Source organism: Nocardioides sp. NPDC057577, assembly GCF_042801335.1.
In the GTDB taxonomy this organism is placed as follows: Bacteria; Actinomycetota; Actinomycetes; order Propionibacteriales; family Nocardioidaceae; genus Nocardioides.
The window spans coordinates 30,399-51,619 of the sequence record NZ_JBHVGB010000020.1 but is presented as its reverse complement, the minus strand read 5'-3'; the positions used below and the strand labels follow the sequence as shown (position 1 = coordinate 51,619).

Annotated in this window: 22 protein-coding genes; 11 read left to right on the top strand and 11 right to left on the bottom strand. The window is 69.5% G+C overall.

The window, feature by feature from the left end:
- Window positions 1–38: 38 nt before the first annotated feature.
- Window positions 39–914 (bottom strand): LysR family transcriptional regulator, encoded by an 876-nt coding sequence (locus ACFU7D_RS06785; RefSeq protein ID WP_378864863.1) that lies wholly within the window; start codon window positions 912–914, stop codon window positions 39–41.
- An 81-nt stretch (window positions 915–995) separates the two neighbouring features.
- Here ACFU7D_RS06785 and ACFU7D_RS06780 point away from each other — a divergent pair, with 81 nt between their 5' ends.
- Together ACFU7D_RS06780 and ACFU7D_RS06775 are read left to right on the top strand one after the other, a co-directional pair.
- Complete coding sequence (locus ACFU7D_RS06780) at window positions 996–2,216, top strand: MFS transporter (RefSeq protein WP_378864860.1); 1,221 nt, start codon at window positions 996–998, stop codon at window positions 2,214–2,216.
- Window positions 2,217–2,309: 93 nt separating this feature from the next.
- Window positions 2,310–2,642: a hypothetical protein gene (locus ACFU7D_RS06775; RefSeq protein WP_357339938.1), complete on the top strand. Its 333-nt coding sequence runs from the start codon at window positions 2,310–2,312 to the stop codon at window positions 2,640–2,642.
- Here the strand turns inward: ACFU7D_RS06775 and ACFU7D_RS06770 are convergent.
- On the bottom strand, window positions 2,621–3,550 hold the full coding sequence (locus ACFU7D_RS06770; protein ID WP_378864857.1) for a LysR family transcriptional regulator ArgP: 930 nt from the start codon (window positions 3,548–3,550) through the stop codon (window positions 2,621–2,623). The genes ACFU7D_RS06775 and ACFU7D_RS06770 overlap by 22 nt on opposite strands.
- Before the next feature lie 74 nt (window positions 3,551–3,624).
- Between ACFU7D_RS06770 and ACFU7D_RS06765 the strand changes: the two genes are divergently transcribed.
- The 3 genes from ACFU7D_RS06765 to ACFU7D_RS06755 all read left to right on the top strand — a co-directional run bounded on the left by ACFU7D_RS06765 (window position 3,625) and on the right by ACFU7D_RS06755 (window position 6,155).
- The gene (locus tag ACFU7D_RS06765; RefSeq protein WP_378864854.1) at window positions 3,625–4,233 is read left to right on the top strand and encodes a LysE/ArgO family amino acid transporter; all 609 of its coding nucleotides are present in this window, start codon (window positions 3,625–3,627) and stop codon (window positions 4,231–4,233) included.
- A 61-nt stretch (window positions 4,234–4,294) separates the two neighbouring features.
- Window positions 4,295–5,236, top strand: coding sequence for an oxidoreductase (locus ACFU7D_RS06760; protein ID WP_378864851.1), 942 nt, complete (start codon window positions 4,295–4,297; stop codon window positions 5,234–5,236).
- An 85-nt stretch (window positions 5,237–5,321) separates the two neighbouring features.
- Window positions 5,322–6,155: a hypothetical protein gene (locus ACFU7D_RS06755; protein WP_378864848.1), complete on the top strand. Its 834-nt coding sequence runs from the start codon at window positions 5,322–5,324 to the stop codon at window positions 6,153–6,155.
- Here ACFU7D_RS06755 and ACFU7D_RS06750 read toward each other — a convergent pair.
- Complete coding sequence (locus tag ACFU7D_RS06750; protein WP_378864845.1) at window positions 6,137–6,928, bottom strand: crotonase/enoyl-CoA hydratase family protein; 792 nt, start codon at window positions 6,926–6,928, stop codon at window positions 6,137–6,139. The genes ACFU7D_RS06755 and ACFU7D_RS06750 overlap by 19 nt on opposite strands.
- Before the next feature lie 38 nt (window positions 6,929–6,966).
- On the opposite strand from ACFU7D_RS06750, the gene pgm reads away from it, so the two are divergent.
- Window positions 6,967–8,616, top strand: coding sequence for a phosphoglucomutase (alpha-D-glucose-1,6-bisphosphate-dependent) (pgm, locus tag ACFU7D_RS06745; RefSeq protein WP_378864842.1), 1,650 nt, complete (start codon window positions 6,967–6,969; stop codon window positions 8,614–8,616).
- A 101-nt stretch (window positions 8,617–8,717) separates the two neighbouring features.
- On the opposite strand, the gene ACFU7D_RS06740 is transcribed toward pgm, so the two are convergent.
- On the bottom strand, window positions 8,718–9,170 hold the full coding sequence (locus tag ACFU7D_RS06740; RefSeq protein ID WP_378864839.1) for a carboxymuconolactone decarboxylase family protein: 453 nt from the start codon (window positions 9,168–9,170) through the stop codon (window positions 8,718–8,720).
- 149 nt (window positions 9,171–9,319) lie between these two features.
- Here ACFU7D_RS06740 and ACFU7D_RS06735 point away from each other — a divergent pair, with 149 nt between their 5' ends.
- Window positions 9,320–10,216: a sigma-70 family RNA polymerase sigma factor gene (locus ACFU7D_RS06735; protein WP_378864836.1), complete on the top strand. Its 897-nt coding sequence runs from the start codon at window positions 9,320–9,322 to the stop codon at window positions 10,214–10,216.
- On the opposite strand, the gene ACFU7D_RS06730 is transcribed toward ACFU7D_RS06735, so the two are convergent.
- Complete coding sequence (locus ACFU7D_RS06730) at window positions 10,213–10,476, bottom strand: WhiB family transcriptional regulator (RefSeq protein WP_292649912.1); 264 nt, start codon at window positions 10,474–10,476, stop codon at window positions 10,213–10,215. The two genes, ACFU7D_RS06735 and ACFU7D_RS06730, sit on opposite strands and share 4 nt — an antisense overlap.
- Window positions 10,477–10,674: 198 nt before the next feature.
- On the opposite strand from ACFU7D_RS06730, the gene ACFU7D_RS06725 reads away from it, so the two are divergent.
- The gene (locus ACFU7D_RS06725) at window positions 10,675–13,737 is read left to right on the top strand and encodes a M4 family metallopeptidase (RefSeq protein WP_378864833.1); all 3,063 of its coding nucleotides are present in this window, start codon (window positions 10,675–10,677) and stop codon (window positions 13,735–13,737) included.
- Window positions 13,738–13,811: 74 nt separating this feature from the next.
- Window positions 13,812–14,525 (top strand): Type 1 glutamine amidotransferase-like domain-containing protein, encoded by a 714-nt coding sequence (locus ACFU7D_RS06720; protein ID WP_378864830.1) that lies wholly within the window; start codon window positions 13,812–13,814, stop codon window positions 14,523–14,525.
- Between the two features lie 52 nt (window positions 14,526–14,577).
- On the opposite strand, the gene ACFU7D_RS06715 is transcribed toward ACFU7D_RS06720, so the two are convergent.
- Together ACFU7D_RS06715 and ACFU7D_RS06710 are read right to left on the bottom strand one after the other, a co-directional pair.
- The gene (locus ACFU7D_RS06715; protein ID WP_378728287.1) at window positions 14,578–15,087 is read right to left on the bottom strand and encodes a hypothetical protein; all 510 of its coding nucleotides are present in this window, start codon (window positions 15,085–15,087) and stop codon (window positions 14,578–14,580) included.
- A 136-nt stretch (window positions 15,088–15,223) separates the two neighbouring features.
- Window positions 15,224–15,787 carry a helix-turn-helix domain-containing protein gene (locus ACFU7D_RS06710; RefSeq protein WP_378728286.1) on the bottom strand — a complete coding sequence of 188 codons (564 nt, stop codon included), beginning with the start codon at window positions 15,785–15,787 and terminating at the stop codon, window positions 15,224–15,226.
- Between the two features lie 77 nt (window positions 15,788–15,864).
- Here ACFU7D_RS06710 and ACFU7D_RS06705 point away from each other — a divergent pair, with 77 nt between their 5' ends.
- On the top strand, window positions 15,865–16,758 hold the full coding sequence (locus ACFU7D_RS06705) for an SDR family oxidoreductase (RefSeq protein WP_378864827.1): 894 nt from the start codon (window positions 15,865–15,867) through the stop codon (window positions 16,756–16,758).
- Between the two features lie 75 nt (window positions 16,759–16,833).
- On the opposite strand, the gene ACFU7D_RS06700 is transcribed toward ACFU7D_RS06705, so the two are convergent.
- Window positions 16,834–18,084: a fatty acid desaturase family protein gene (locus ACFU7D_RS06700; protein WP_378728284.1), complete on the bottom strand. Its 1,251-nt coding sequence runs from the start codon at window positions 18,082–18,084 to the stop codon at window positions 16,834–16,836.
- 28 nt (window positions 18,085–18,112) lie between these two features.
- Window positions 18,113–19,273, bottom strand: coding sequence for a ferredoxin reductase (locus ACFU7D_RS06695; RefSeq protein WP_378864824.1), 1,161 nt, complete (start codon window positions 19,271–19,273; stop codon window positions 18,113–18,115).
- Between the two features lie 119 nt (window positions 19,274–19,392).
- Between ACFU7D_RS06695 and ACFU7D_RS06690 the strand changes: the two genes are divergently transcribed.
- Window positions 19,393–20,526 carry a PucR family transcriptional regulator gene (locus ACFU7D_RS06690; RefSeq protein WP_378728282.1) on the top strand — a complete coding sequence of 378 codons (1,134 nt, stop codon included), beginning with the start codon at window positions 19,393–19,395 and terminating at the stop codon, window positions 20,524–20,526.
- On the opposite strand, the gene ACFU7D_RS06685 is transcribed toward ACFU7D_RS06690, so the two are convergent.
- On the bottom strand, window positions 20,507–20,926 hold the full coding sequence (locus ACFU7D_RS06685) for a type II toxin-antitoxin system VapC family toxin (RefSeq protein WP_378864821.1): 420 nt from the start codon (window positions 20,924–20,926) through the stop codon (window positions 20,507–20,509). The two genes, ACFU7D_RS06690 and ACFU7D_RS06685, sit on opposite strands and share 20 nt — an antisense overlap.
- Complete coding sequence (locus tag ACFU7D_RS06680) at window positions 20,926–21,195, bottom strand: type II toxin-antitoxin system Phd/YefM family antitoxin (RefSeq protein WP_378728280.1); 270 nt, start codon at window positions 21,193–21,195, stop codon at window positions 20,926–20,928. Before ACFU7D_RS06680 ends, ACFU7D_RS06685 begins: the two co-directional genes overlap by 1 nt.
- Window positions 21,196–21,221: the final 26 nt, after the last annotated feature.

Sequence of the window (21,221 nt, the reverse complement as noted above, 5' to 3'; positions counted from 1 at the left end):
GCCCGGTTCTCCGGGCGGGCCGCAGTGCCATCTGCTGCTCAGATCGCGGAGGCCGTGACCGCCTCGGCGAGCCGGGCGGCGGCGGCAGAGATCCGTCGGTTGCTCGCGACAGCGAGCTGGAAGGACCACTCCAGGCCGATCGGGACGGCGACGACCCCGGGGTCACCCTCGATCGACGCGCGGGGCACGACCGAGACGCCCAGACCGCGGCAGACGAGGTTGCGCGCCAGCTCGAAGCTGGTGACCTCGGTGCGGACCGCCCGCGAGACACCGGCAGAGGCGAACGCGGCGTCCACCACCGTACGGTTGCCCCACCCCGTCGGGAAGTCGACCCAGGTCTCCTCGGCCAGATCGGCGGCGGACACGGCGCCGGCCTGCGCCAGGCGGTGGCCGGGTGCACAGATGAACACGAGCTCGTCGCTGTGGATGCGGGTCAGGCTCAGCCCGGGCAGCGACGCCGCAGCCGTCGAGACCAGAGCGAGATCGAGGGCCCCGGAGCGTACGTCCGCCTCGCTGGTGGCGCTGCCCGAGATGGTCTGGCGCAGGCGCACGGTGATACCGGGGTGACGGGCGGCGAAGCCCTGCAGGACCTCGGCGATGTCCCAGCGGCCGGTGTAGGAGAGCGTGCCGAAGAGGACGGTGCCGACCACCTGGCCACGGGCGCCGGCGACCGCCTCGCGAGCAGCATCGATGCCGGCGAGCACCTCGCGGGCGCGCGGGAGCAGCGCCTCGCCCTCGGCGGTCAGCGCGAGGCGGTGGTAGCCGCGCTCGATCAGCGGCGCTCCCAGGCCGCGCTCGAGCTGCTTGATGGCTGCGGAGACCGCGGACTGCACGACACCGACCCGATCTGCGCCGGCGGTGAAGCTGCCCGTCTCGGCGACGGCGACGAAGTACTCCAGCTGGTGCGGCTGCATGGCCTCACTATCGCAGATCGTGATGCTTACCTTCGACAAGATTCGTTGGAGATGATCGTGAGGATCGGCGAGCATGGACGCATGACAACGATCCAGGCAGCGCCCCGCACCGAGCGGCACCACCACGTCCGCGGGTTCTGGTCGGTGGCGTTCCTGTTCGCGGTGACGATGGGCTTCGCGGCCGCGCCGGCGCCGCTCTACGTCTTCTACGTCGACGAGCAGGGGTGGGGCTCGTTCGTGATCACGGTGGTGTTCGCGACGTACGGCGCGGGGGTGGCGATCTCGCTCTTCCTCGCCGGTCACCTGTCCGACCGGTTCGGGCGACGGCGGGTGGTGGCGCCGGCGGTGCTGCTCAACGTGCTCTCGGCGCTGATCTTCCTCTCGACCCACGAGCTCGGCTGGCTGCTGCTGGCGCGGCTGCTGTCCGGGCTCGGCGTCGGGATGCTGACCGCCACCGCGACGGCCCATCTCGCCGAGCTGCACCGGACCGCGCGGCCGGAGGCGTCGGCGACCCGGGCCGAGGTGGTCGCGACCGCGGCCAACATCGGCGGCCTGGGGTTGGGCCCGCTGGTCGCCGGCGCGCTGGCCGAGTGGGCACCGCGACCGCTCTACACGCCGTACGCGGTCTTCACGTTCCTGATGGTGCTCGGGCTGCTCGCGGTCGTGGCGGCGCCGGAGACGGTCGACACCGACCAGCCGGGGTGGACCTACCGGCCGCAGCGGGTGCGGGTGCCGGCCGACGCGCGCGGCGCGTACTTCGCCGCGGGGATGGCGAGCTTCGTGGCGTTCGCGATGTTCGGCTTCTTCACCTCGCTGGTGCCGTCGTTCCTCGCCGAGGATCTGGGCATGAACTCGCACGCCGTCGCGGGCGTGGTCGGGTTCTCGATCTTCGGGGCCGCGGCTCTCTTCCAGGTGCTGGCCGGGCGCTGGCCGCGCCATCGGCTGTACGCCATCGGGCTGGTCGCGCTGACCACCGGGCTGCTCCTCGTCATCGGCGCCCTGCTGTCCGGGACGTTCTGGGTCCTGGTCGTCGGGGCCGTCGTCACCGGAGCCGGATCGGGGATGTCGTTCAAGGCGGCGGTCGCCACCGTGATCTCGGTGGCGCCGGCGAACAGCCGCGGCGAGGCGCTGGCCGGGCTCTTCCTGATGGCCTATCTCGGGATCACGGTGCCGGTGGTGCTGCTGGGGATCTTGGTGCAGTACGTCGCGACCGAGCCGGCGATGCTCGCCTTCGGCGCGCTCCTGCTCGTGCTGCTCGGGGTCGCGGCTCGAGGGGTGGCCGGGTCGCGGCGTACGGCCTGACCTGCGGCAAGCCGTGATGCGGGGGACGGTATGGGGGCCTGAACCGGCTGGGTAGCGTGGCGCGCCAGCCCCCACACGTCTGGAGTTTCTCTCATGACCATCGGCCTCGGGATCATCTTGCTGGTCCTCGGACTCATCCTGCTCACCGGCGCGGTCGACCTGCCTGACGACGTCGCCAACGCGATCGCGAGCGAGCCGCTGGGCTGGATCCTCGTGATCGCCGGCGGCCTCGCCATCGGGATCGGGGTCCTCCTGTCGGTCAACCGGTCGCAGCACACCACGGCCGTCGAGCACCGCCAGTACGACGCCGGTCCCTATCAGGGCGGACCGCAGGGTCACTACCCGCCTCCCCAGGGGCAGTACCCGCCGCAGGGCGGCTACCCCAACGGCCCCAACGGGGGTGGCTACCCGCCCGAGCGCGGCTGAGCCGCTCGCCGGCCACGTGTCGGGCGCAGCTGGTCGCGCGCGGCGCGGCGTACGGCTTCGCTCAGGTCGTCCAGCGCGATCGAGTCGAGGCGCCAGCGCTGCCAGAAGAGCTGGACGTCGATCGGCCTCGCGCCCGGGAGCGGGATCGTCGTTCGGCTCTCGAGGTCGGCCTCGGCCTGGGCGTCGAGCAGCATGCCCCAGCCGAGGCCGCGCCTGATGGCCTCGTGGAAGTCGTGACTGCTCGGGACGCGGTGGACCACCGGCGGCCGGGTCGAGCCGTGCGCCGCCAGCACCTCGTCCTGGAGATGGTCCTTCTCGTTGTAGACGATCATCGGGATCGCGCCCCAGTCGATGCCTCTGCCCTTGCGGTGGCGCTCGATGAGCGCCGGGGTCGCGCCGGGGGTGTAGCGGAGCCGCCCCAGGGGCTCGGCGGTGCAGCCCTGGACCGGTCTCGGTTCGCTCGTGACCGCGGCGAGGACCTCCCCGCGACGTAGCGCGTCGGCCGAGTAGCCCTGGTCCTCCACGGTGATCCGCAGCGCCGTCCGATCCCAGGTCGCCACCTCGTCGAGCACCGGACGGAACCAGGTCGCGAGCGTGTCCGCGTTGACGACGATCGAAAGGTCGACGACGGTGTCGTCGCTGCTGTCGCCGGCATTCAGGGTCGCGGTGGCCTCGTCGAGCAGCAGGCGGAGCTGTCGGCCGTGCCTGATCAGCGGCTCGCCTGCCTCGGTGGGCGTGCAGGGAGTCGTACGCCGCACCAGCACCTGCCCGGCCGCGCGCTCGAGCGCCCGGATCCGCTGGCTGACGGCGCTCGGGGTGATGTGAAGTCGTCTCGCTGCGGCGTCGAAGGTGCCTTCCTCTGCGATCACGACGAGGGTCTCGAGCTGGGTCGGGTCGAGAGCGGGCATGACTTAAGTGTGGCTTATCTTCGGTAAGATTCTTTCGCTGGCCTGCAGGTTCGTGGCCGCCTAGCGTCGCCGACGTGATCAACGCAAGCCTCGCCGGGCTCCTCACCGGGCTCAGCCTCATCATCGCCATCGGGTCCCAGAACGCGTACGTCCTGCGGCAGGGCATCCTCCGCTCGCACGTGCTCGCCGTGGTGGCCGTGTGTGCGGTCTCCGACCTCCTTCTCATCTGCGCCGGGGTCGCCGGCATGGGGGCGGTCGTCGAGAGCGCCGGGTGGGTGGTGGAGGTGCTGCGCTGGTTCGGGGTCGTGTTCCTCGGCTGGTACGGCATCGGGTCTTTCCGGCGGGCGCTGCGGCCCTCGGGTCTGGATGCTGCCGGTGCTCCCCGCGAGACACTCCCCCGGGTGATCGCCAAGGCCGCCGCCTTCACATGGCTCAACCCGCATGTTTACATCGACACACTTGTGCTCCACGGGTCGATCGCGGCGACGTACGGCTCGGCGCGGTGGGGGTTCGCGATCGGCGGCTGCCTGGCCAGCATCATCTGGTTCACCGCCCTCGGCTACGGCGCCCGGCTCCTCGGGCCCCTGCTCGCCAGCCGGCGTGCCTGGCAGGTGCTCGACAGTCTCATCGGGTGCACGATGCTCGCGATCGCCGCCGGGCTCGCAGTGGGTGGGCTGGGCTGATCGGGCGGGGCCCGACGATCAAATCCGTCCATTGTGTTGACGGGCCGCCTAGTGTGGCCGCATGCCGTGGACGACCTCCGACATTCCTGACCTGACCGGCAAGAACGCCGTGGTGACCGGACCGACGCTGGGCGGGATCGGCTACTTCACCGCGCGTGGCCTCGCTGCCGCGGGGGCACGCGTGGTCCTCGCGGGGCGGTCCTGGGAGAAGCTCGACGCGGCCGCCGCGGCGTTGGCCGAGGAGGTGCCGGGCGCCAGGCTGGACCGGGTCGCGCTCGATCTCTCCTCGCTCCAGGCGGTGCGGGCCGGCGCCGAGGCGATCGCGGCGGCGACCTTCGACGGCGGCGGGCCGCTGCACCTGCTGGTCAACAACGCGGGCGTGATGGCGACACCGCAGTCACGGACCGTGGACGACCTCGACCTGCAGATGGCGACCAACCACTTCGGGCCCTTCCTGCTGACCGGACTGCTGCTGGAGCCGCTGGCCGAGAGTGGCGAGGGGCGGATCGTGACCGTGTCGAGCATGATGCACAAGATGGCCCGCAAGGCGCCGTTGGGCTTCCCGACCGTGCAGGTCGGGCGGTATTCGCCCTGGAACGTCTACTCGCAGTCCAAGCTCGCCAACCTGCTCTTCACCTTCGAGCTCCAGCGGCGCCTGGAGAAGGCGGGGCTGCCCGTCGCTGCGTACGCCGCCCACCCGGGGCTCGCCTCGACGCGTCTCATGGCGAACGGCACGTCCAGGAGGCTGATCGCGCCGATCGCCAGCATCAGTGAGGCCGCCGTCCATGCCATGGCTCAGACTCCCGAAGCAGGTGCCTGGCCTGCGCTGATGGCGACGACCTACCCAGGGCTGGAGCCCGGGACGTACGTCGGGCCCGGCGACGCCTTCGAGGCTCGGGGCGCACCGAAGCCGGTCGCCGCGACCCGGCTGGCGCACGACCCGGAGGCGGCCCGGGCGCTGTGGGAGCTGTCCGAGCAGACCACTGGTATCGCCTACCCCTGATTGGCCTGCCCCTGACCAAAGTCGCACTCCGGTCGCTACCTGCGACCGATGCCGCCCCGGTGTCACCTCTCCTAGATTCTTCAGGGTGAGCAAGAAGGTCCAGATCTGGTCGCGGACGATCTCCGGCATCACCCATCATCTCGAGGTGACCGGCGAGATCATCCGTACGTTCGTGTGGACCGTCGACGGCGAGGAGGTCCTCACCAAGAAGACCTCCGACGACCGGGCCCGGCTGGAGAGCAAGGAGCACGGCGCTCTTCTCGTGATCCACTCCGGCCTCGGCACCCCGCGGCGGGCGACCTACTTCGCGCCCGGCGAGGACCTGGCCGGGCTGGCCGGCATCGGCGGCGTCGACCTCACCCCCGAGCCGGGGTCACGGGCCGCTGCGTACGAACGCCGGGTGATCGACCACCCCAGGCGCTACGCGCTCATCGAGACCCTCGGCGGCGCCGCGGGCGTGGTCGGCGGCATCGTGGTCGCGGCGGTCGTCGCGTGGATCCTCGCCCGGATCTCGCTGCCGAACATCGACCTCCCGCTTCCGAACCTGCCCGACGTCCCCGACCTGCCCCTCCCCGACCTCCCCAGCATCCCGTGGCCCTCGATCCCGTGGCCGGACCTGCCGGACGTACAGGTCCCCGAATGGGTGAAGTGGGTCGCCAGCCATCTGAAGTACGTCTGGCCCGTCATCCTCGCCTTCGTCCTCGCCCAGGGCGAGATCAAGCGTCGCCGCAAGCACGCCGAGGCGTCAGCCGCGCAGGCCGAGGCGTCAGGTACGTCGGCCGAGGCGTCGCGTACGTCGGCCGAGAAGGCATCAGATGACGCCTCGATCGACGCGAGTGACGCTTCGGCCGACCGGGGTGACGCCTCGGCCGACGCGGGTGACGCCTCGGCTGAGTCGGGTCAGCGGCGGGGCTTGTAGGTCGGCTTCTCGCGCTTGAAGGCGGCCTCGCGGGCGATCTTGGTGTTCTCGCCGAAGAGGAGGCGGAGCTGCTCGATGCGCTCGCGGGAGAAGGTGCGCTTGATGGGCGAGTACCAGGTGTCGTTGAAGAGGCGCTTGGCAGCGGCGAGCTGGTCCGGGGAACGCTCGGAGAGCTTGCGGGCCAAGGCGGTCGCGGTGGCCACCGGGTCGGCGGAGAGCTCGGTGACCAGGCCGAGCTCGTAGGCACGCTCGCCGGAGAACTGCTCGGCGGTCATGGTGAGCTTCTTGGCGGTGTCGATGCCGACGACCTCGGAGAGCGACCGGATGCCGGTCATGTCGGGGATGATGCCCCACTTGCCCTCGAGGACCGACCACTGCGAGTCGGGCTCGGCGATGCGGAAGTCGGCGCCGAGCGCGATCTGTACGCCGCCGCCGAGGCAGTGGCCGTGGACGGCCGCGATCACCGGGACCGGCAGCCGGCGCCACGCCCAGACCGACTCCTGGAAGAGGTTGGTGCCGCGGAAGGGCACGGGCACGAACGCGCCGACGATCTTCTTCGGGTCACGCAGGACCGAGGCGAAGTCGAGACCGGCGGTGAAAGCATCCCCCTCGCCGGCGATGACCACCGCGCGCAGCTCGTGGTTCTTGCCGAGCTCCTTGGCGGTGTCGACCAGCTCCCGGAGCAGCTCGAGGGTCAGCGCGTTGAGCTTGTCCGGGCGGTTGAGACGCACCTGGGCGATGCCGTCGTTGATTTCGGTGGTGACGAGGGGCATGAGGAGAACATTACGGGGCAGTAGGCATGATGGGGCACATGGCTGACCCACGCGCTGGAACGCTCGCTACGCCCGCCGACCTGGTCGACGTACCTCACCTGGTCGCCTCCTACTACAACCTGCAGCCGGACCCGGAGGATCCGTCCCAGCAGGTCGTCTTCGGCACCTCGGGGCATCGTGGGTCCTCGCTCAGGTCGGCCTTCAACGAGACGCACATCCTGGCCACGACCCAGGCGATCGTCGACTACCGCACCTCGCAGGGCTTCGACGGGCCGCTGTTCATCGGGCGCGACACCCACGGCCTCTCCGAGCCCGCGTGGGCGAGCGCGCTGGAGGTGCTGGTCGCCAACGACGTACGCGTCCTGGTGGACGACCGCGACGGCTACACCCCGACCCCGGCGGTCTCGCACGCGATCCTTCGCGCCAACGGCGGGCGGCTGGCCGGCCCCGGTCTCGCCGACGGGATCGTCGTCACCCCGTCCCACAACCCGCCCTCCGACGGCGGCTTCAAGTACAACCCGCCCCACGGCGGTCCCGCCGACTCGGACGCGACCAAGGTGATCGCCGCCCGCGCCAACGAGCTGATCCGTGCCGGGCTCTCCGGCGTCAAGCGGGTGCCGTTCGCCGCCGCGAGGCGGAAGGCGGAGGCGTACGACTTCCTGGGCTCCTACGTCGACGACCTGCCCAACGTGGTCGACCTGGCCGCCATCCGCGATGCCGGGGTGCGCATCGCGGCGGACCCGCTGGGTGGGGCCTCGGTCGCCTACTGGGGCGAGATCGCCGAGCGGCACAAGATCGACCTCAACGTGGTCAACGAGCTGGTCGACCCGACCTGGCGGTTCATGCCGCTGGACTGGGACGGCAAGATCCGGATGGACTGCTCCTCCCCCAGCGCGATGGCCGAGCTGGTGCGCTTCCTGGAAGGCACCCCGGCGTTCGACATCGCCACGGGCAACGACGCCGACTCCGACCGGCACGGGATCGTCACCCGCGATGCCGGGCTGATGAACCCCAACCACTTCCTCGCGGTCGCGATCGACCACCTCTTCGGCGGCGCGCGTCCCGGCTGGCCGGCGACCGCACGGATCGGCAAGACGCTGGTCTCGTCCTCGATGATCGACCGGGTCGCCGGTGCGCTCGACAAGCCGCTGGTCGAGGTGCCGGTCGGGTTCAAGTGGTTCGTGCCGGGGTTGATCGACGGCTCGTTCGGCTTCGGCGGCGAGGAGTCGGCGGGCGCCTCGTTCCTGCGCTTCGACGGCACCGTGTGGACCACCGACAAGGACGGCATCATCCTCGCCCTGCTCGCCTCCGAGATCCTGGCGCGCACCGGGAAGTCGCCGTCGCAGCGCTACGCCGAGCTCGTCGCCGAGCACGGCGAGCCGGCGTACGCCCGGATCGACGCCCCCGCATCACGGGAGGAGAAGGCCAAGCTCGCAGCCCTCTCCCCCGACGCCGTCACCGCGACCACCCTGGCCGGTGAGGAGATCACCGCCAAGCTCACCGAGGCACCGGGCAACGGCGCGGCGATCGGTGGCCTGAAGGTGACCACCGAGTCGGCCTGGTTCGCCGCCCGCCCGAGCGGGACCGAGGACGTCTACAAGATCTACGCCGAGTCCTTCCGCGGCCCCGACCACCTGGCGATGGTCCAGGAAGAGGCCAAGTCAGTCGTCGCTGCCGCGCTGAGCTAACGCTTCCGGGCATGTAACACGCTGTTCGTAGAACTACTCGCCCTATCAGGACGACCGGATAGTCCGACGAACAGCGTGTTACACATGGCGTGCGCCCGAGATCAACGGGTCCAGAAGGGGCGCTCGGCGTCCTCTCGCACCGTCACGTTCACCCGGTTGAACAGGTTGTGGGTGGCGATGCAGAGGACCAGTGCGGCGGTCTGCTTCTCGTCGTAGTGCTTGGTGACCTCGCGCCAGAGCTCGTCGGAGACGGCCTCCTCGGAGTCGGCGAGCCGGGTGACGGCGTCGGCGAGGGCGAGGGCCGCCTTCTCGGCCTCGCTGAAGAAGGGCGACTCGCGGAAGGCGGCGAGGCCGACGATCTTCTCGATCGGGAGACCGACCTCCTCGACGCGGACAGCGTGCCCCTGGAGACAGGCCGCGCAGCCGTTGAGGGAGCTGACGCGCATCGCGATCAGCTCGGTGGTGGTCTCGGGAAGACCACCGTCGGCCACGGCGGCCAGAAGGTTGCCGATGCCCTTGTAGGCCTGCGGGATGACGGTTGCGGGGTTCTTCATTCGGTTGCTCATGCCATCCCCGACCCGGCAGGGCGGAGGGATGTGACGGATCCACGAAAGAAAAAACTCTTTCACCGAATCGGTCACATCTGGTCTGCTTCGCGGGTCGGGTCCATGAAGGAAGATTGCCCCGATCGAGAGGACCGAAGATGCAGCAGGAGTGGCTGGCCGAGCGTTTCGAGGAGGAGCGGCGGCACCTGTTCGGGGTGGCCTACCGGATGCTCGGATCGACCTCCGAGGCCGAGGACGCGGTCCAGGACGCCTGGCTCCGGCTGAGCCGGAGCGACGCCGACGAGATCGACAACATCGGCGCCTGGCTGACGACCGTGGTCGCACGCGTCTCGCTCAACATGCTCCGCTCGCGCAAGACCCGCGGCGAACAGCCTCTCGAAGACCGACTGCCCGAACCCACGGTCGTGCTCGACGATCCCACCACCCAGGACCCGGCCGAGCGCGCGATGCTCGCCGACTCGGTCAGCATCGCCCTCCTCGTCGTGCTCGACCAGCTCTCCCCGGACGAGCGGCTGGCCTTCGTGCTCCACGACCTCTTCGCCGTGCCCTTCGACGAGATCGCGACGATGCTCGACCGCTCCTCGGACTCGACGCGTCAGCTCGCGAGCCGCGCGCGGCGCAGGGTCCGAGGCCGCTCTGCTGATGGGAGCGGGCCAGACCGGGCGGTCACTGCGCAGCGCGAGGTCGTCGACGCCTTCTTCGCCGCCGCCCAGGACGGCGACCTGGACCGCCTGATCGGCGCCCTCCACCCCGACGTCGTCCTGCACGCCGACCTCGGCTCTGGGATCACCACCTACCGCGGCGCCGCGAAGGTGGCGGGCAACGCCGTCATGTACGCCCATGCCGACCGCGTCACCCACGCCGCCCTGGTCAACGGCTCCGCCGGCGTCGCGATCACCTTCCACGGGAAGCTCTACAGCGTCATGGCCTTCACGGTCGTCGACGGCAAGGTCACCGAGATCGAGGCGTACGCAGCACCCGACCAGATCGCGAAGCTCGCCGCCGACCTGGGGCTGGAGTCAGCACACGGCTAGGCGGCCTGGCGCCGCGGGCGGCCGCGGCCGCGCTTGTGGGTGACCACCTGGCCGCGCTCGACGATCTCGCCGCCCCAGACGCCCCACGGCTCGGAGCGGGCCAGAGCACCGGAGAGACACTCACGCATCACCGGGCAGTCGAGGCAGCGGTCTTTGGCGACCTCGAGGGCGGCGGGGGACTCTGAGAACCACAACGCAGAGTCGTCTCCGTGGCACGGCAGGCCGGCGGCGTACAGAGGCGGGATGATCTCCAAGGGCACCCCTCGAGAATCTGCTCCTGAGGTAGGCCCGCACATCGGGCAACTACCTTAGATCTCCCCTGAGCTCCCGGAGAGAATCTCCCGAGGACGAATCGTTTCGGACTCGTGATTCGCGTTTACGCCCCTCTTCGTCGCAAATCTCTCTACGATGCGAAATCGCCGCGACCTGACGCGGCGAATCCCCGAGAGGAGCAACCCGTGAAGCTCGGAAAGCAAGGAATCAGCCTTGCGCTCGTCACGGCAAGCCTGGTGATCACCCCCGTCGCCGCGGTCGCGGCCAAACCGGATCCCGGCGGCATCGACCAGCTCAAGGCCGATGCCGACCAGACGGTGACGCTCAAGAAGGAGGGCGCCACCGGCCAGATCGGCTACGCGTCCACCAAGGGCGACCTGATGCCCAGCGTCTCCGCCGACAGCAAGTCGGATGCGGCCGAGAAGGCACGCAAATACCTCGACAAGTACGCCTCGGTCTTCGGCGCCGAGGCCGACCAGCTCGACCAGTCGAAGGTCAGCACCACCCCGGCCGGCTGGACGGTCGAGTTCGAGCAGGCCTACAACGACGTCCCGGTCTTCGGCGGCGTCCTGAAGGCCCACGTCGACAAGGCCGGCGACCTGACCTCGGTCAACGGTTTCGCCGCCCCGAACCTCGACCTCAGCACGACCCCGAAGTGGTCGAAGGAGAAGGCCACCGCCAAGGCGCTCGAGCTGGTGAAGTCGAAGCCGGCCGATGCCCACGCCGACAGCAAGGTCGACACCACCGGGGTCGAGGTCGTCAAGTCCGACCTCAACATCTACCGCATGGGCGCCGCCCAGGGCGTGAGCGGCAAGAGCCTGCTCGCCTGGGTCGTCGAGGTGTCCAACCAGTCGACCGTGCGCGAGACCGTCGTCCTCGACGCCGCCAGCGGCAAGCCGGTCAACCGCTACTCGATGCTCCACTCGGCCACCGACCGCGAGCTCGTCGAGAAGCACAACACGCCCGACACCGGTGACGACGCGACCGTCTGGGTCGAGAACGACGCCTTCCCGGGCACGCTCGACCAGGACCAGGCCAACGAGGTCGCCACCACCGGCGAGTCCTACTGGCTCTACAAGAACACCTTCGGCCGAGACTCCTACGATGGCGCCGGCGCGAAGATGGTCACGGTCAACAACGACCCGGCGATCTCGTGCCCGAACGCCAACTGGAACGGCGCGACCACCAACTACTGCTCCGGGGTCACCTCGGACGACGTGGTGGCGCACGAGTGGGGCCACGCCTACACCGAGTACACCTCCGGTCTGATCTACCAGTGGCAGCCCGGTGCGCTCAACGAGGCCTACTCCGACATGTGGGGCAACACGGTCGACTTCATCAACGCGCGTGAGAACACCACCGACGACGTGGCTCGCACCGACGGTCACTGCTCCTCGTCCACGCGTGGCGCGATCGAGCTGACCATCAACTCACCCGCCGACGTCGCGGGCGCCTGCCCGGCCGCCGCGGCCAGCTTCGGCCCGGTCTTCCCGACCGCGGGCGTGACCTCCGACATCGTCGTGGGCCAGGACGACCCCGCCGACGGCAGCCCGACCAACGGCTGTGGCGCCTTCACCAACGCCGCCGACATCGCCGGCAAGTTCGTCTTCGTCGACCGCGGCGTCTGCGCCTTCACCCAGAAGGTCGCCAACGCGTCCGCCGCCGGCGCCGAGGGCATCGTGATCGGCTTCCTGGAGGGCCAGCCGATCGGCTCGATCGCCGGCAACGCCGACATCTACGGTGCGACGACCGACTACGCCACCGGCCAGAAGATCAAGAACGCCACCGGCCCGGTCAACATCACCATCAAGGACACCTCGACCGAGAGCAAGGACGAGTCCGTACGCTGGCTGATGGGTGAGGACTCGACCGCCTTCGGCGGCGCGATCCGCGACATGTGGAACCCGACCTGCTACGGCGACCCGGGCAAGGTCTCCGACGAGGAGTACCACTGTGACACCACCGACTCCGGCGGCGTACACAGCAACTCCGGTGTCATCAACCACCACTACGCCCTGCTGGTCGACGGCGGCGCCTACAACGACGTCACCGTGCCCGGCATCGGCCTGGACAAGGCGGCCAACCTGATCTGGCACGCCCAGACCAACTACCTGACGCCGACCTCGGGCTTCCCCGAGTACGCCCAGGCGATGGTCTCCTCCTGCGCCGACCTGGTGGGCGTGACGACGCTCAAGAAGCTCACCCTGGGCACCTCGACGCCGCAGACCGGCGGCGGCGAGACTCCGGGTGGCGAGGCCACGGCACCGGCTCTCGAGCCGATCACGGCCACCGACTGCGCGGCGGTCGTGGCGGCCAACACGGCCACCGAGCTGACCACGGAGCCGGTCCAGTGCAACTTCGGCCCGATGCTCGACCCGAACACCCCCGCCCTGTGTGGCGAGGGCACCAACGAGGTCACGACCTACACCGAGGACTTCGAGGACGGTCTGACCGGCTGGACCCAGGACGCCGAGTCTCTGGTCCCCGGCAACGACTACCCCTGGGAGACCCTGAGCGACGTCGAGGGCAACGAGACCAAGGCGGCGTGGGGCCCCGACCCCGTCGAGGGCCAGTGCGGTGACCCGGCCGGTGACATCACCAGCCGCAACGGCCTGATCTCCCCGGCGATCAAGGTGCCCGCGGGTCTGACGCCGCGCTTCACGTTCGACCACTCGGTACGCACCGAGTCCGGCTGGGACGGCGGCAACGTCAAGGTGTCGGTCAACGGCGGCGACTTCACCCTCGTCGACCAGGCTGCGTACCTGTTCAACGCACCGGGCGCGACGATGGACCCCGACAGCGGCTACCTCGCCAGCGAGCCCGCCTGGACGGGCACCGACGGCGGCAAGTTCACCGGTCAGTGGGGCACGACGATCATCGATCTCGACGCGGTCGCCGACGCCGGTGACACCGTCAAGTTCCGCTTCGACCTCGGTCGCGACGGCTGCAACGGCGTCGAGGGCTGGGCCGTCGACAACGTCTCGGTGAGCTACTGCACCGAGAAGGCGGTCCCGGAGATCTCCGCCACCTCGCCCAAGAAGGGCAAGGTCGAGATCACCGTCGACGGCGAGCGCGCCTCCGGCGAGATCGTCGTCACCGAGAACGGCAAGCGCGTCGGCCGGTTCCGCCTGAAGTGGGAGGAAGCGACCTTCCGGGCGAGCCGCGGCACGCACACCTACCAGGTGGCGTACTCGGGTGACCGGAAGAACGAGGCTGTCACCGAGACGGTGACCGTCAAGGTCAGGTAAGCACGCAGCACCACTCGAGGGCCCCGCCGGAAACTACTTTCCGGCGGGGCCTTTGTTGTCCCTACACTCACGCCATGCGCGGAACGATCCTGACCATGGGCGGTGGCGGCTTCTCGATGCCGGAGGTGCACGGGCGGGACTTCTCGCCGATCGATGCCGAGCTGAACCGGCTGACCGGCAAGGAGCGGCCAAAGGTCTGCTTCGTCGGCACCGCGAGCGGGGACGCGGACAGCTACCAGGACAAGTTCCTCGCCGCGTACGCCGACCGTTCCGAGGCGAAGGTCCTGTCTCTGTTCAACAAGGCGCCCGAGGGGCACGCCCTCCCGATCAACGACCTCGAGCAGCTGCTCGAGCAGGACATCGTCTACGTCGGCGGCGGCTCCACCGCCAACCTGCTCGCGGTGTGGCGGCTGCACGGGCTGCCCGCCCTGCTGGAGAAGGCCGCCGCCGGCGGGACGATCCTGGCCGGGATCTCGGCTGGGGCCAACTGCTGGTACGAGGCGTCCTCGACCGACTCCTTCGGCCCCACCGCGCCGCTCCCCGACGGCCTGGGCTTCCTCCCCGGTTCGTTCTGCCCGCACTACCTGGGCGAGGAGGACCGGCGCGAGACGTACGTCCGGTTCGTCGGCTCCGGAGCACTGCCCTCGGGCTACGCGGCCGATGACGGCGTCGCCCTGCTGTGGCGCGACGGCGAGCTGGTCGAGGCGATCAGCGAGCGGCCCGACGGAGTCGCCTACGCCGTCGGGCCGGACGGGGAGACGGCGCTGAAGGTTCGTACGCTCGCGTGAGGTGTTGGTTTCGACACGCCTCCGCCTAGCGGCTCCGGCGGCTCAACCAGCGTTAGGGCAGGTAGAGCAGGGCGTACGTCGCGAGGTGGCAGAACCCGAAGAGCGCGGGCGCCCACACCTCGACGTTGCTCATCGGCAGGTAGCGCGAGCTGTCGCGACCGAGGCCGACGGCCGACCACTCCGCGACACCAGGTGCAGCGGGGAGCTGCTTCTCGAGGTGGGAGATGACGGAGTACTTCCCGCTCGCCATCTGCCGGTAGGAGCGGATGATCCAGAACCAGCCGAGGCACGAGCCGAGGGCGGCGATCAGGGCGACCGTGAAGATCCAGGGCCGTTCGGGCGCGCTGGCGACGAGCGCCGTGCCTGCGACCAGGAGCCCGACGTTGAGGACCAGCAGGAACGCGCTGGTGAGCGTGCGCCGCACGCTGAGCCGCTCGGCCTCGGCGACGTAGAGCTTGTACTGGTCGAAGAGGACCGCACGGTCACCGCTGGACAGCACGTCGGGAGGCAGCACCCACAGGCCTTCGGCGAGCGCCGACGGGTTCGGCTCGTTGGCGGTCACATAGCTCCGCACCGCGGTCCGCGACTCAGTTCCGGGAATCAGCTGGTTCTCCATAGTGCCTAGTTGTCTACCGGTCCCGGCGGGTGATGTCCATACGACATTCGTCACCGTGGTGGAGGTGTGACCCAGGTGTGCACTAGCGGAGGTCGCGCAGCGCGGCGGCCGCCTCGTCGACGCACTCGGGAAGACCGAGGTCGGTGGCCCCGGACACCCACCGGGAGAAGGCCGCCTGGAAGACGGCGACGGCGCTGTAGGCGGCCAGCCCGGAAGTCGGTTCGCCCACGCCGCGGTCGGTGAGCGCGGCCTGCGCCGCGGTCGCCATCGCAGCCATCTTGAGCAGCTCACGCTCCTGCAGAGCAGGGGTCGCCTCGACGATCCGGGCCCGCTGGGCCGCCTGCGCACGGCTGCGGACCGCGCTGAGCTCGACTGCGGCCTGACGTACGCCGTCGAGCACCATCCGCAGCGGCGTCGCGTCCGCGGGGGCGGCGGCCACTGCTTTGGTCACCATCTCGTCGAGCGTGATCGGGCCGGCGAAGAGCACCTCACGCTTGTCTGCGAAGTGACGGAAGAAGGTGCGCTCGGTGACCCCGGCCCGGGCGGCGATGTCGCCGGCAGTGGTCTTGTCGTAGCCCTTCTCGGTGAACAGCTCGATGGCGGCATCCAGCATCCGACCTCGCGCGTCCGGCTCCCAACGACCCATGCAACCAGTCTACGCGATGACAGTTTCTGACATCGCGTGCTATGTTGATGTCAGTTACTGACATGAAGGGAAGTTCGATGAACATCTTCGTCACCGGAGCCTCCGGCTGGATCGGTTCTGCCGTCACCGACGAGCTCCTCGCCAACGACTACGCCGTCACCGGCTTGGCCCGATCCGACGCCAGCGCTGCGGCGCTGGAGGCCAAGGGCGTGACCGCACAGCGCGGCTCGCTCGACGACCCCGCCTCGCTCGCGGCCGCAGCCAAGGGGGCCGACGCCGTCATCCACCTGGCGTTCAATCACGACTTCGACAACTACGATGCCGCCGGACGGACCGAGCGTGCCGCCGTGAGCGCCATGCTCGAGGCCCTCGAGGGCAGCGACAAGGCATTCCTGTTCGCCAGCGGCGCCGCCGGAGCAGCCCCGGGCCGCACCGCCACGGAGGAGGACCCCAGCCCCTTCCACGGCTCCGACTCGATGCGTGGCGGCAGCGAGAACCTCGCCCTGAGCTATGCCGACAAGGGCGTACGCCCCGTGGCGCTGCGCTTTCCGATCGTCCACGGCCGCGCCGGCGACCCCGGCTTCGTCACCTATCTGGCTCAGGTCGCCAAGACGCGAGGGGTGTCCGGCTACATCGGCGACGGCGACAACCGCTGGGCGTCCGTCGACCGGCCCGACGCGGCCCACCTGGTGCGGCTCGCACTGGAGAAGGCACCAGCAGGGTTCCGCGCACACCCGGTTGCCGAGGAGGGCATCCCGACTCGCGAGATCGCCGCGGCCCTCGGCCAGCGTCTGGACCTGCCGGTGCGCTCGATCGACCCGGAGGACGCCCCGGACCACTTCGGCTGGATGGCGATGATGTTCGGCCTGGATCTACCGACCTCGTCCGAGATCACTCGCAAGACCCTGGGTTGGGACCCGAAGGGCCCGACCCTGATGGACGACATCAAGTCGGGCGCGTACGACGTCTGACCGAGAGCTGATACGACGGGACGTTCTTGCCGGTTACCCGCGGGTGGACCGACAAGAATGTCCCGTCGTATCGATTCAGATCGCCTTGCCGACCGAGGCGGCGCCGGCTGCCTCGAACTCCTTCAGGAGGCGGCGGCGGGTGCGGGTGTCGCCACGGACCGCCTTCACCAGCTTCACGACCTGCTTGGGGGCGTTGCGCACGTTGGTGGACTCGAGGAAGCCGTTGGGCAGCGAGAGGCGCACGACCTTGTGCCACGCGGAAGCGACCTGCTGCGGCATCGGCGCGGTGTGGTAGTTGAGACCGTACTTGTCGAAGAGCGCGCGGACCTTCGGAGCGATCTCGGCGTAGCGGTTCGAGGGCAGGTCCGGGAAGATGTGGTGCTCGATCTGGTGGGACAGGTTGCCGCTCATCACGTGCAGGAACTTCGAGCCGGAGATGTTGGCCGAGCCGAGCATCTGCCGGACGTACCACTCACCGCGGGTCTCGTTCTCCGGGATGTCCTTGAGCTCGAAGGTCTCGACACCCTCGGGGAAGTGACCGCACATGATCACCGAGTGGGTCCAGACATTGCGGGTGAAGTTGGCGATCACGTTGGCCAGCAGCGTCGTCGGGCCCGACAGGGTGACCATCGAGACGAGCGGGTGGGCGACGTAGTCCTTGAACGCCTGGCGGCGGATCTTGGCGACCGTACGCTTCGCCGCCAGCTGCCACTCGGCGGTCGGACGGCGGCCCTTCTTCTTCTGCCGGATCACCCGGCCGAGCTCGAGGTCGTAGGCCGCGATCCCGTACTCGAAGATGCACATGTTGATGAAGTTCATCGCGGGCTGGAACAGGCTCGACGGGGTCCAGCGCTGCTCCTCGTCGACGCGCATGATGCCCCAGCCGAGGTCGTTGTCCTTGCCGACGATGTTCGTGTAGGTGTGGTGCAGCTCGTTGTGGGAGTGCTTCCACCCCTCGCTCGTCGAGGCGTTGTCCCACTCCCACACGGTGGAGTGGATCTTCGGGTCACGCATCCAGTCCCACTGGCCGTGCATGATGTTGTGGCCGATCTCCATGTTGTCCAGGATCTTGGCGATCGAGAGACCGACGGTGCCGACGACGAACGCCGGCGGGAAGATGCTCACGAGCAGGACGGCACGGGAGCCGAGCTCCAGCGAGCGCTGGATCTTGATGACCTTGTGGATGTAGGCCGCGTCCCGCTCACCGCGGGTGTCGATGACCTCTTGGCGGATGGCGTCGAGCTCGCGGCCGAGCTGCTCGATGTCGTCGCGGGTCAGATGGGCGATCGGGCCGGTGTAGGCCGGAGCGTCAGGTGCGATGGTCATGTCTGTCTCGCTCTCGTCTTGTGGGGGGTCAGGAGGCAGGGTGGTCGATGACGCACTCGCCGGCGGCGGCGGAGATGCAGGTCTGGATGGGTACCCCTTCGGGGCCGGTCTCACCCGGGCGGGCGACGGTGAGCTCGCCGTTGCGGAGGTCGCGGACGGCGCCCTCCTTCATCGGGAGCACACAGCCGAAACAGATGCCCATACGGCATCCGCTCGGCATGAGGACGCCGGCCTCTTCGGCGGCGTCGAGGATCGGCCTGTCACCAGGTGCGTCGACGGTCTTGCCGGTGAAGGCGACGGTGCCGCCCTCGCTGGTCACGACGGTGGCCAGCCGGAACTGCTCGGTCTGGATCGGCAGCCCGGCCTCGTCGTACCAGGCCTGGAGGCTGTCGAGGAGACCGGCGGGACCGCAGGCGTACGCCTTGCGCTCCCTCAGGTCGGGGACGAGCTCGGTGAGGGTGTCGATGTCGATGCGGCCCTCGGTGCCGGTGTAGCGGGTGACGAGGCGGATCGCGCCGGCCTCGGCGAGGGACTCGAGGTTGCGGATGAAGATCGAGTCCGGGCGGCTGGGGGCGACGTGGACGACCGTGACGTCGAGCCGCTGGTGCTCGACGACGCCCTCGTCGGTGACCGGGAAGAGGTTGCGCAGCATCCCGATGACAGGGGTCACGCCGGAGCCGGCGGTGACCATCAGGAACTTGTGGCCGCGCAGGTCACTGGGCAGGACGAAGTCGCCGGCGGCCTGCTCGAGGTGGACGATCTTGCCGGGGTGCAGGCGGCGCACCAGGTGGCTGGAGACCTTGCCGTCGGGCACGGCCTTGACGGTGATCGAGATGAGGCCGTCCTTGCGGGGACCGTGGGTCAGGGAGTAGGCCCGCCAGTGGCGTACGCCGTTGACGTCGACGCCCACGCGGACGTACTGACCCGGGGTGTGGCCGTTCCAGTCGGCGCCCGGCTTGATCTCGATGGTGGCCGCGTCGGCGGTCTCCGGGGTGACCTTGACGACGCGTCCTCGCAGGTCAGCACCGGGTCGGAGGGGGTTGAACATGTCCAGGTAGTCGGACGGCGCCAGCGGCGTGGCGATCTTCTCGGCGACCTCCCACACCTTGCGCGAGAGCCTCTCCCGCAGCGCGGGTCGCCTGGGCCCACCAGGGGCGAACAGGGCGGGGGATGTAGAGATCTCAGCCATGCATCCATGGTGCTACTTATTCGAGGTAAACTCCTGTGTTAGCGACGTGAATCTGATAGGCGGATTTATACGTGACGAACAAAAGTTCCCGAGATGTGGCCGCTCTTTCGTCCTATGACGTGCATCTGACGCCTGAGGTCGTCGCCTCGATCCGCGCCGTGCTCCCCCAGGTCGGCGAGGACGTGGTCGCCGCGATCATCGCCGAGGTGCCTCCCTACCAGGACGCGCTCTCAGGGCACATGGGCGAGACCATCCGCACCGCGGTGGGCGTGGCCCTGGGCGGCTTCCTCTCGCTCGCGTCGGGCGCGAGCCTTCCGGCCGACGTCTCGGCCGCGACCCCGCCGGCCCTCCAGGGCGCCTACGACCTGGGTCGAGGCGAGGCCAGGAGCGGGCGCACGATGGAGGCTCTGCTGGCCGCCTACCGCATCGGCGCCCGCGTGGCCTGGCGAGAGCTCGCGGGCAAGGCCGTCGAGGGCGGCATGGCACCAGCGATGCTGGTGGAGTTCTCCGCGCTGGTCTTCGCCTGGATCGACGAGATCTCGGAGGCCTCGGCGGCCGGGCACGCCGACGAGCGCGCCACGACCGGACGCGTACGCCGTCAGCTGCGCGAGCGGCTCGCCCGCAAGCTGCTGGCCGAGACGACCCCGGAAGAGCTCGACGACGCGGCCGTACGGGCCGAGTGGACCCCGCCCAGCACGCTGACCGCCGTGCTGGTCCCCAACTCCCAGGTCGGCACCATCCTCGCCAAGGTCAATCAGGGCACCCTCGAGCACGACGACCTTCGTGACCTCGACGACCACACCCTGCTGCTCGTCCCGGACGCACACGGTCGCCGGCGCCGGGCGCTGATGAAGGCGCTGGAGGGTCGCCGGTCGGTCGCCGGGCCGGCCAAGCCCTGGCGCGAGGCCCGGGTCTCCTACGAGCGCGCCCGCCGCGCCCAGAGCGCCGGCCTGGGCTCCGATACCGAGCAGCACCTCGTCGAGCTGGTCCTCTCCGCCGACACCGACGCCCGCGAGGACCTGCGCGCCCAGGTTCTCGCCCCTTTGGCCGACCTGCGCCCCGCCACCGCCGAGAAGCTCACCGAGACCCTCCGCTCCTGGCTCCTCCATCAGGGCCGGCGCGACGAGGTCGCCGCCGACCTCTTCATCCACCCCCAGACCGTCCGCTACCGGATGGGTCAGCTGCGCGACGTGTACGGGGACCGGCTCGACGACCCCGCGACCCTCCTCGCCCTCACGGTCGCCCTGGGCTGATCACCTCGAAGCCGAGCTCTTCGGCGACCTGGGCCATCCGCTTGTCGTAGGTCACCACCTGCTCGACCGCTTCCTCTCCTTCGGCTTCATCGGCCAGCAGTAGAGCGGTGCCCAGGTGGATGGCATCGAGCGACTTGAGCGACTGCTTGATGTCCTTCGCCGACTCGACGGCTTCGGGCAGGATGCCGATGAAATGGACGTCTTCGCAGACTCGCTCGACGTCCACCGGATCGAGATCCATCCGCACGCGGAGCCGAGCCAGCTCGATGCTCAGGATGTCCGACGAGACCAGGCGATCGCCGCGCTCCAGGACACTGTCCAGGTAGTCCTCCAACGCTGGCCTGTCGGCATGACCCAGCAGGATCCGGCCCAGCGCCGAGGTGTCCACATAGACCAGCATCAGATGCTGTCCTCACGCAGCTCTGCAAGGACCACGTCCAGGTCCTCGTCCCGCGACACGGCCCTCACGGACCGCCACCCGCCACCCGTGCCCGTGGGTCTGCGGATCTGACCAAGAGCCACCATCTGGTCGAACTTGCTCTTCGGTGCAGGCGAGATCACCGCGATCGGGCGGCCGTGATCCGTGACCAGCAATGACTCGCCATTCTGGACGCGCCTCAGCACACGGCCCGTCTGCTGGTTCAGCTCCCCCACGCGTACTTCGCTCATACATCCACGATAGCCAACGAAGTAGA

Coding starts and splice junctions, on each gene's coding strand:
- ACFU7D_RS06785 (WP_378864863.1), bottom strand. CDS start 914: ATGCAGCCGCACCAGCTGGAGTACTTCGTCGCCGTCGCCGAGACGGGC.
- ACFU7D_RS06780 (WP_378864860.1), top strand. CDS start 996: ATGACAACGATCCAGGCAGCGCCCCGCACCGAGCGGCACCACCACGTC.
- ACFU7D_RS06775 (WP_357339938.1), top strand. CDS start 2,310: ATGACCATCGGCCTCGGGATCATCTTGCTGGTCCTCGGACTCATCCTG.
- ACFU7D_RS06770 (WP_378864857.1), bottom strand. CDS start 3,550: ATGCCCGCTCTCGACCCGACCCAGCTCGAGACCCTCGTCGTGATCGCA.
- ACFU7D_RS06760 (WP_378864851.1), top strand. CDS start 4,295: ATGCCGTGGACGACCTCCGACATTCCTGACCTGACCGGCAAGAACGCC.
- ACFU7D_RS06750 (WP_378864845.1), bottom strand. CDS start 6,928: ATGCCCCTCGTCACCACCGAAATCAACGACGGCATCGCCCAGGTGCGT.
- pgm (WP_378864842.1), top strand. CDS start 6,967: ATGGCTGACCCACGCGCTGGAACGCTCGCTACGCCCGCCGACCTGGTC.
- ACFU7D_RS06740 (WP_378864839.1), bottom strand. CDS start 9,170: ATGAAGAACCCCGCAACCGTCATCCCGCAGGCCTACAAGGGCATCGGC.
- ACFU7D_RS06735 (WP_378864836.1), top strand. CDS start 9,320: ATGCAGCAGGAGTGGCTGGCCGAGCGTTTCGAGGAGGAGCGGCGGCAC.
- ACFU7D_RS06720 (WP_378864830.1), top strand. CDS start 13,812: ATGCGCGGAACGATCCTGACCATGGGCGGTGGCGGCTTCTCGATGCCG.
- ACFU7D_RS06710 (WP_378728286.1), bottom strand. CDS start 15,787: ATGGGTCGTTGGGAGCCGGACGCGCGAGGTCGGATGCTGGATGCCGCC.
- ACFU7D_RS06705 (WP_378864827.1), top strand. CDS start 15,865: ATGAACATCTTCGTCACCGGAGCCTCCGGCTGGATCGGTTCTGCCGTC.
- ACFU7D_RS06700 (WP_378728284.1), bottom strand. CDS start 18,084: ATGACCATCGCACCTGACGCTCCGGCCTACACCGGCCCGATCGCCCAT.
- ACFU7D_RS06695 (WP_378864824.1), bottom strand. CDS start 19,273: ATGGCTGAGATCTCTACATCCCCCGCCCTGTTCGCCCCTGGTGGGCCC.
- ACFU7D_RS06685 (WP_378864821.1), bottom strand. CDS start 20,926: ATGCTGGTCTATGTGGACACCTCGGCGCTGGGCCGGATCCTGCTGGGT.
- ACFU7D_RS06680 (WP_378728280.1), bottom strand. CDS start 21,195: ATGAGCGAAGTACGCGTGGGGGAGCTGAACCAGCAGACGGGCCGTGTG.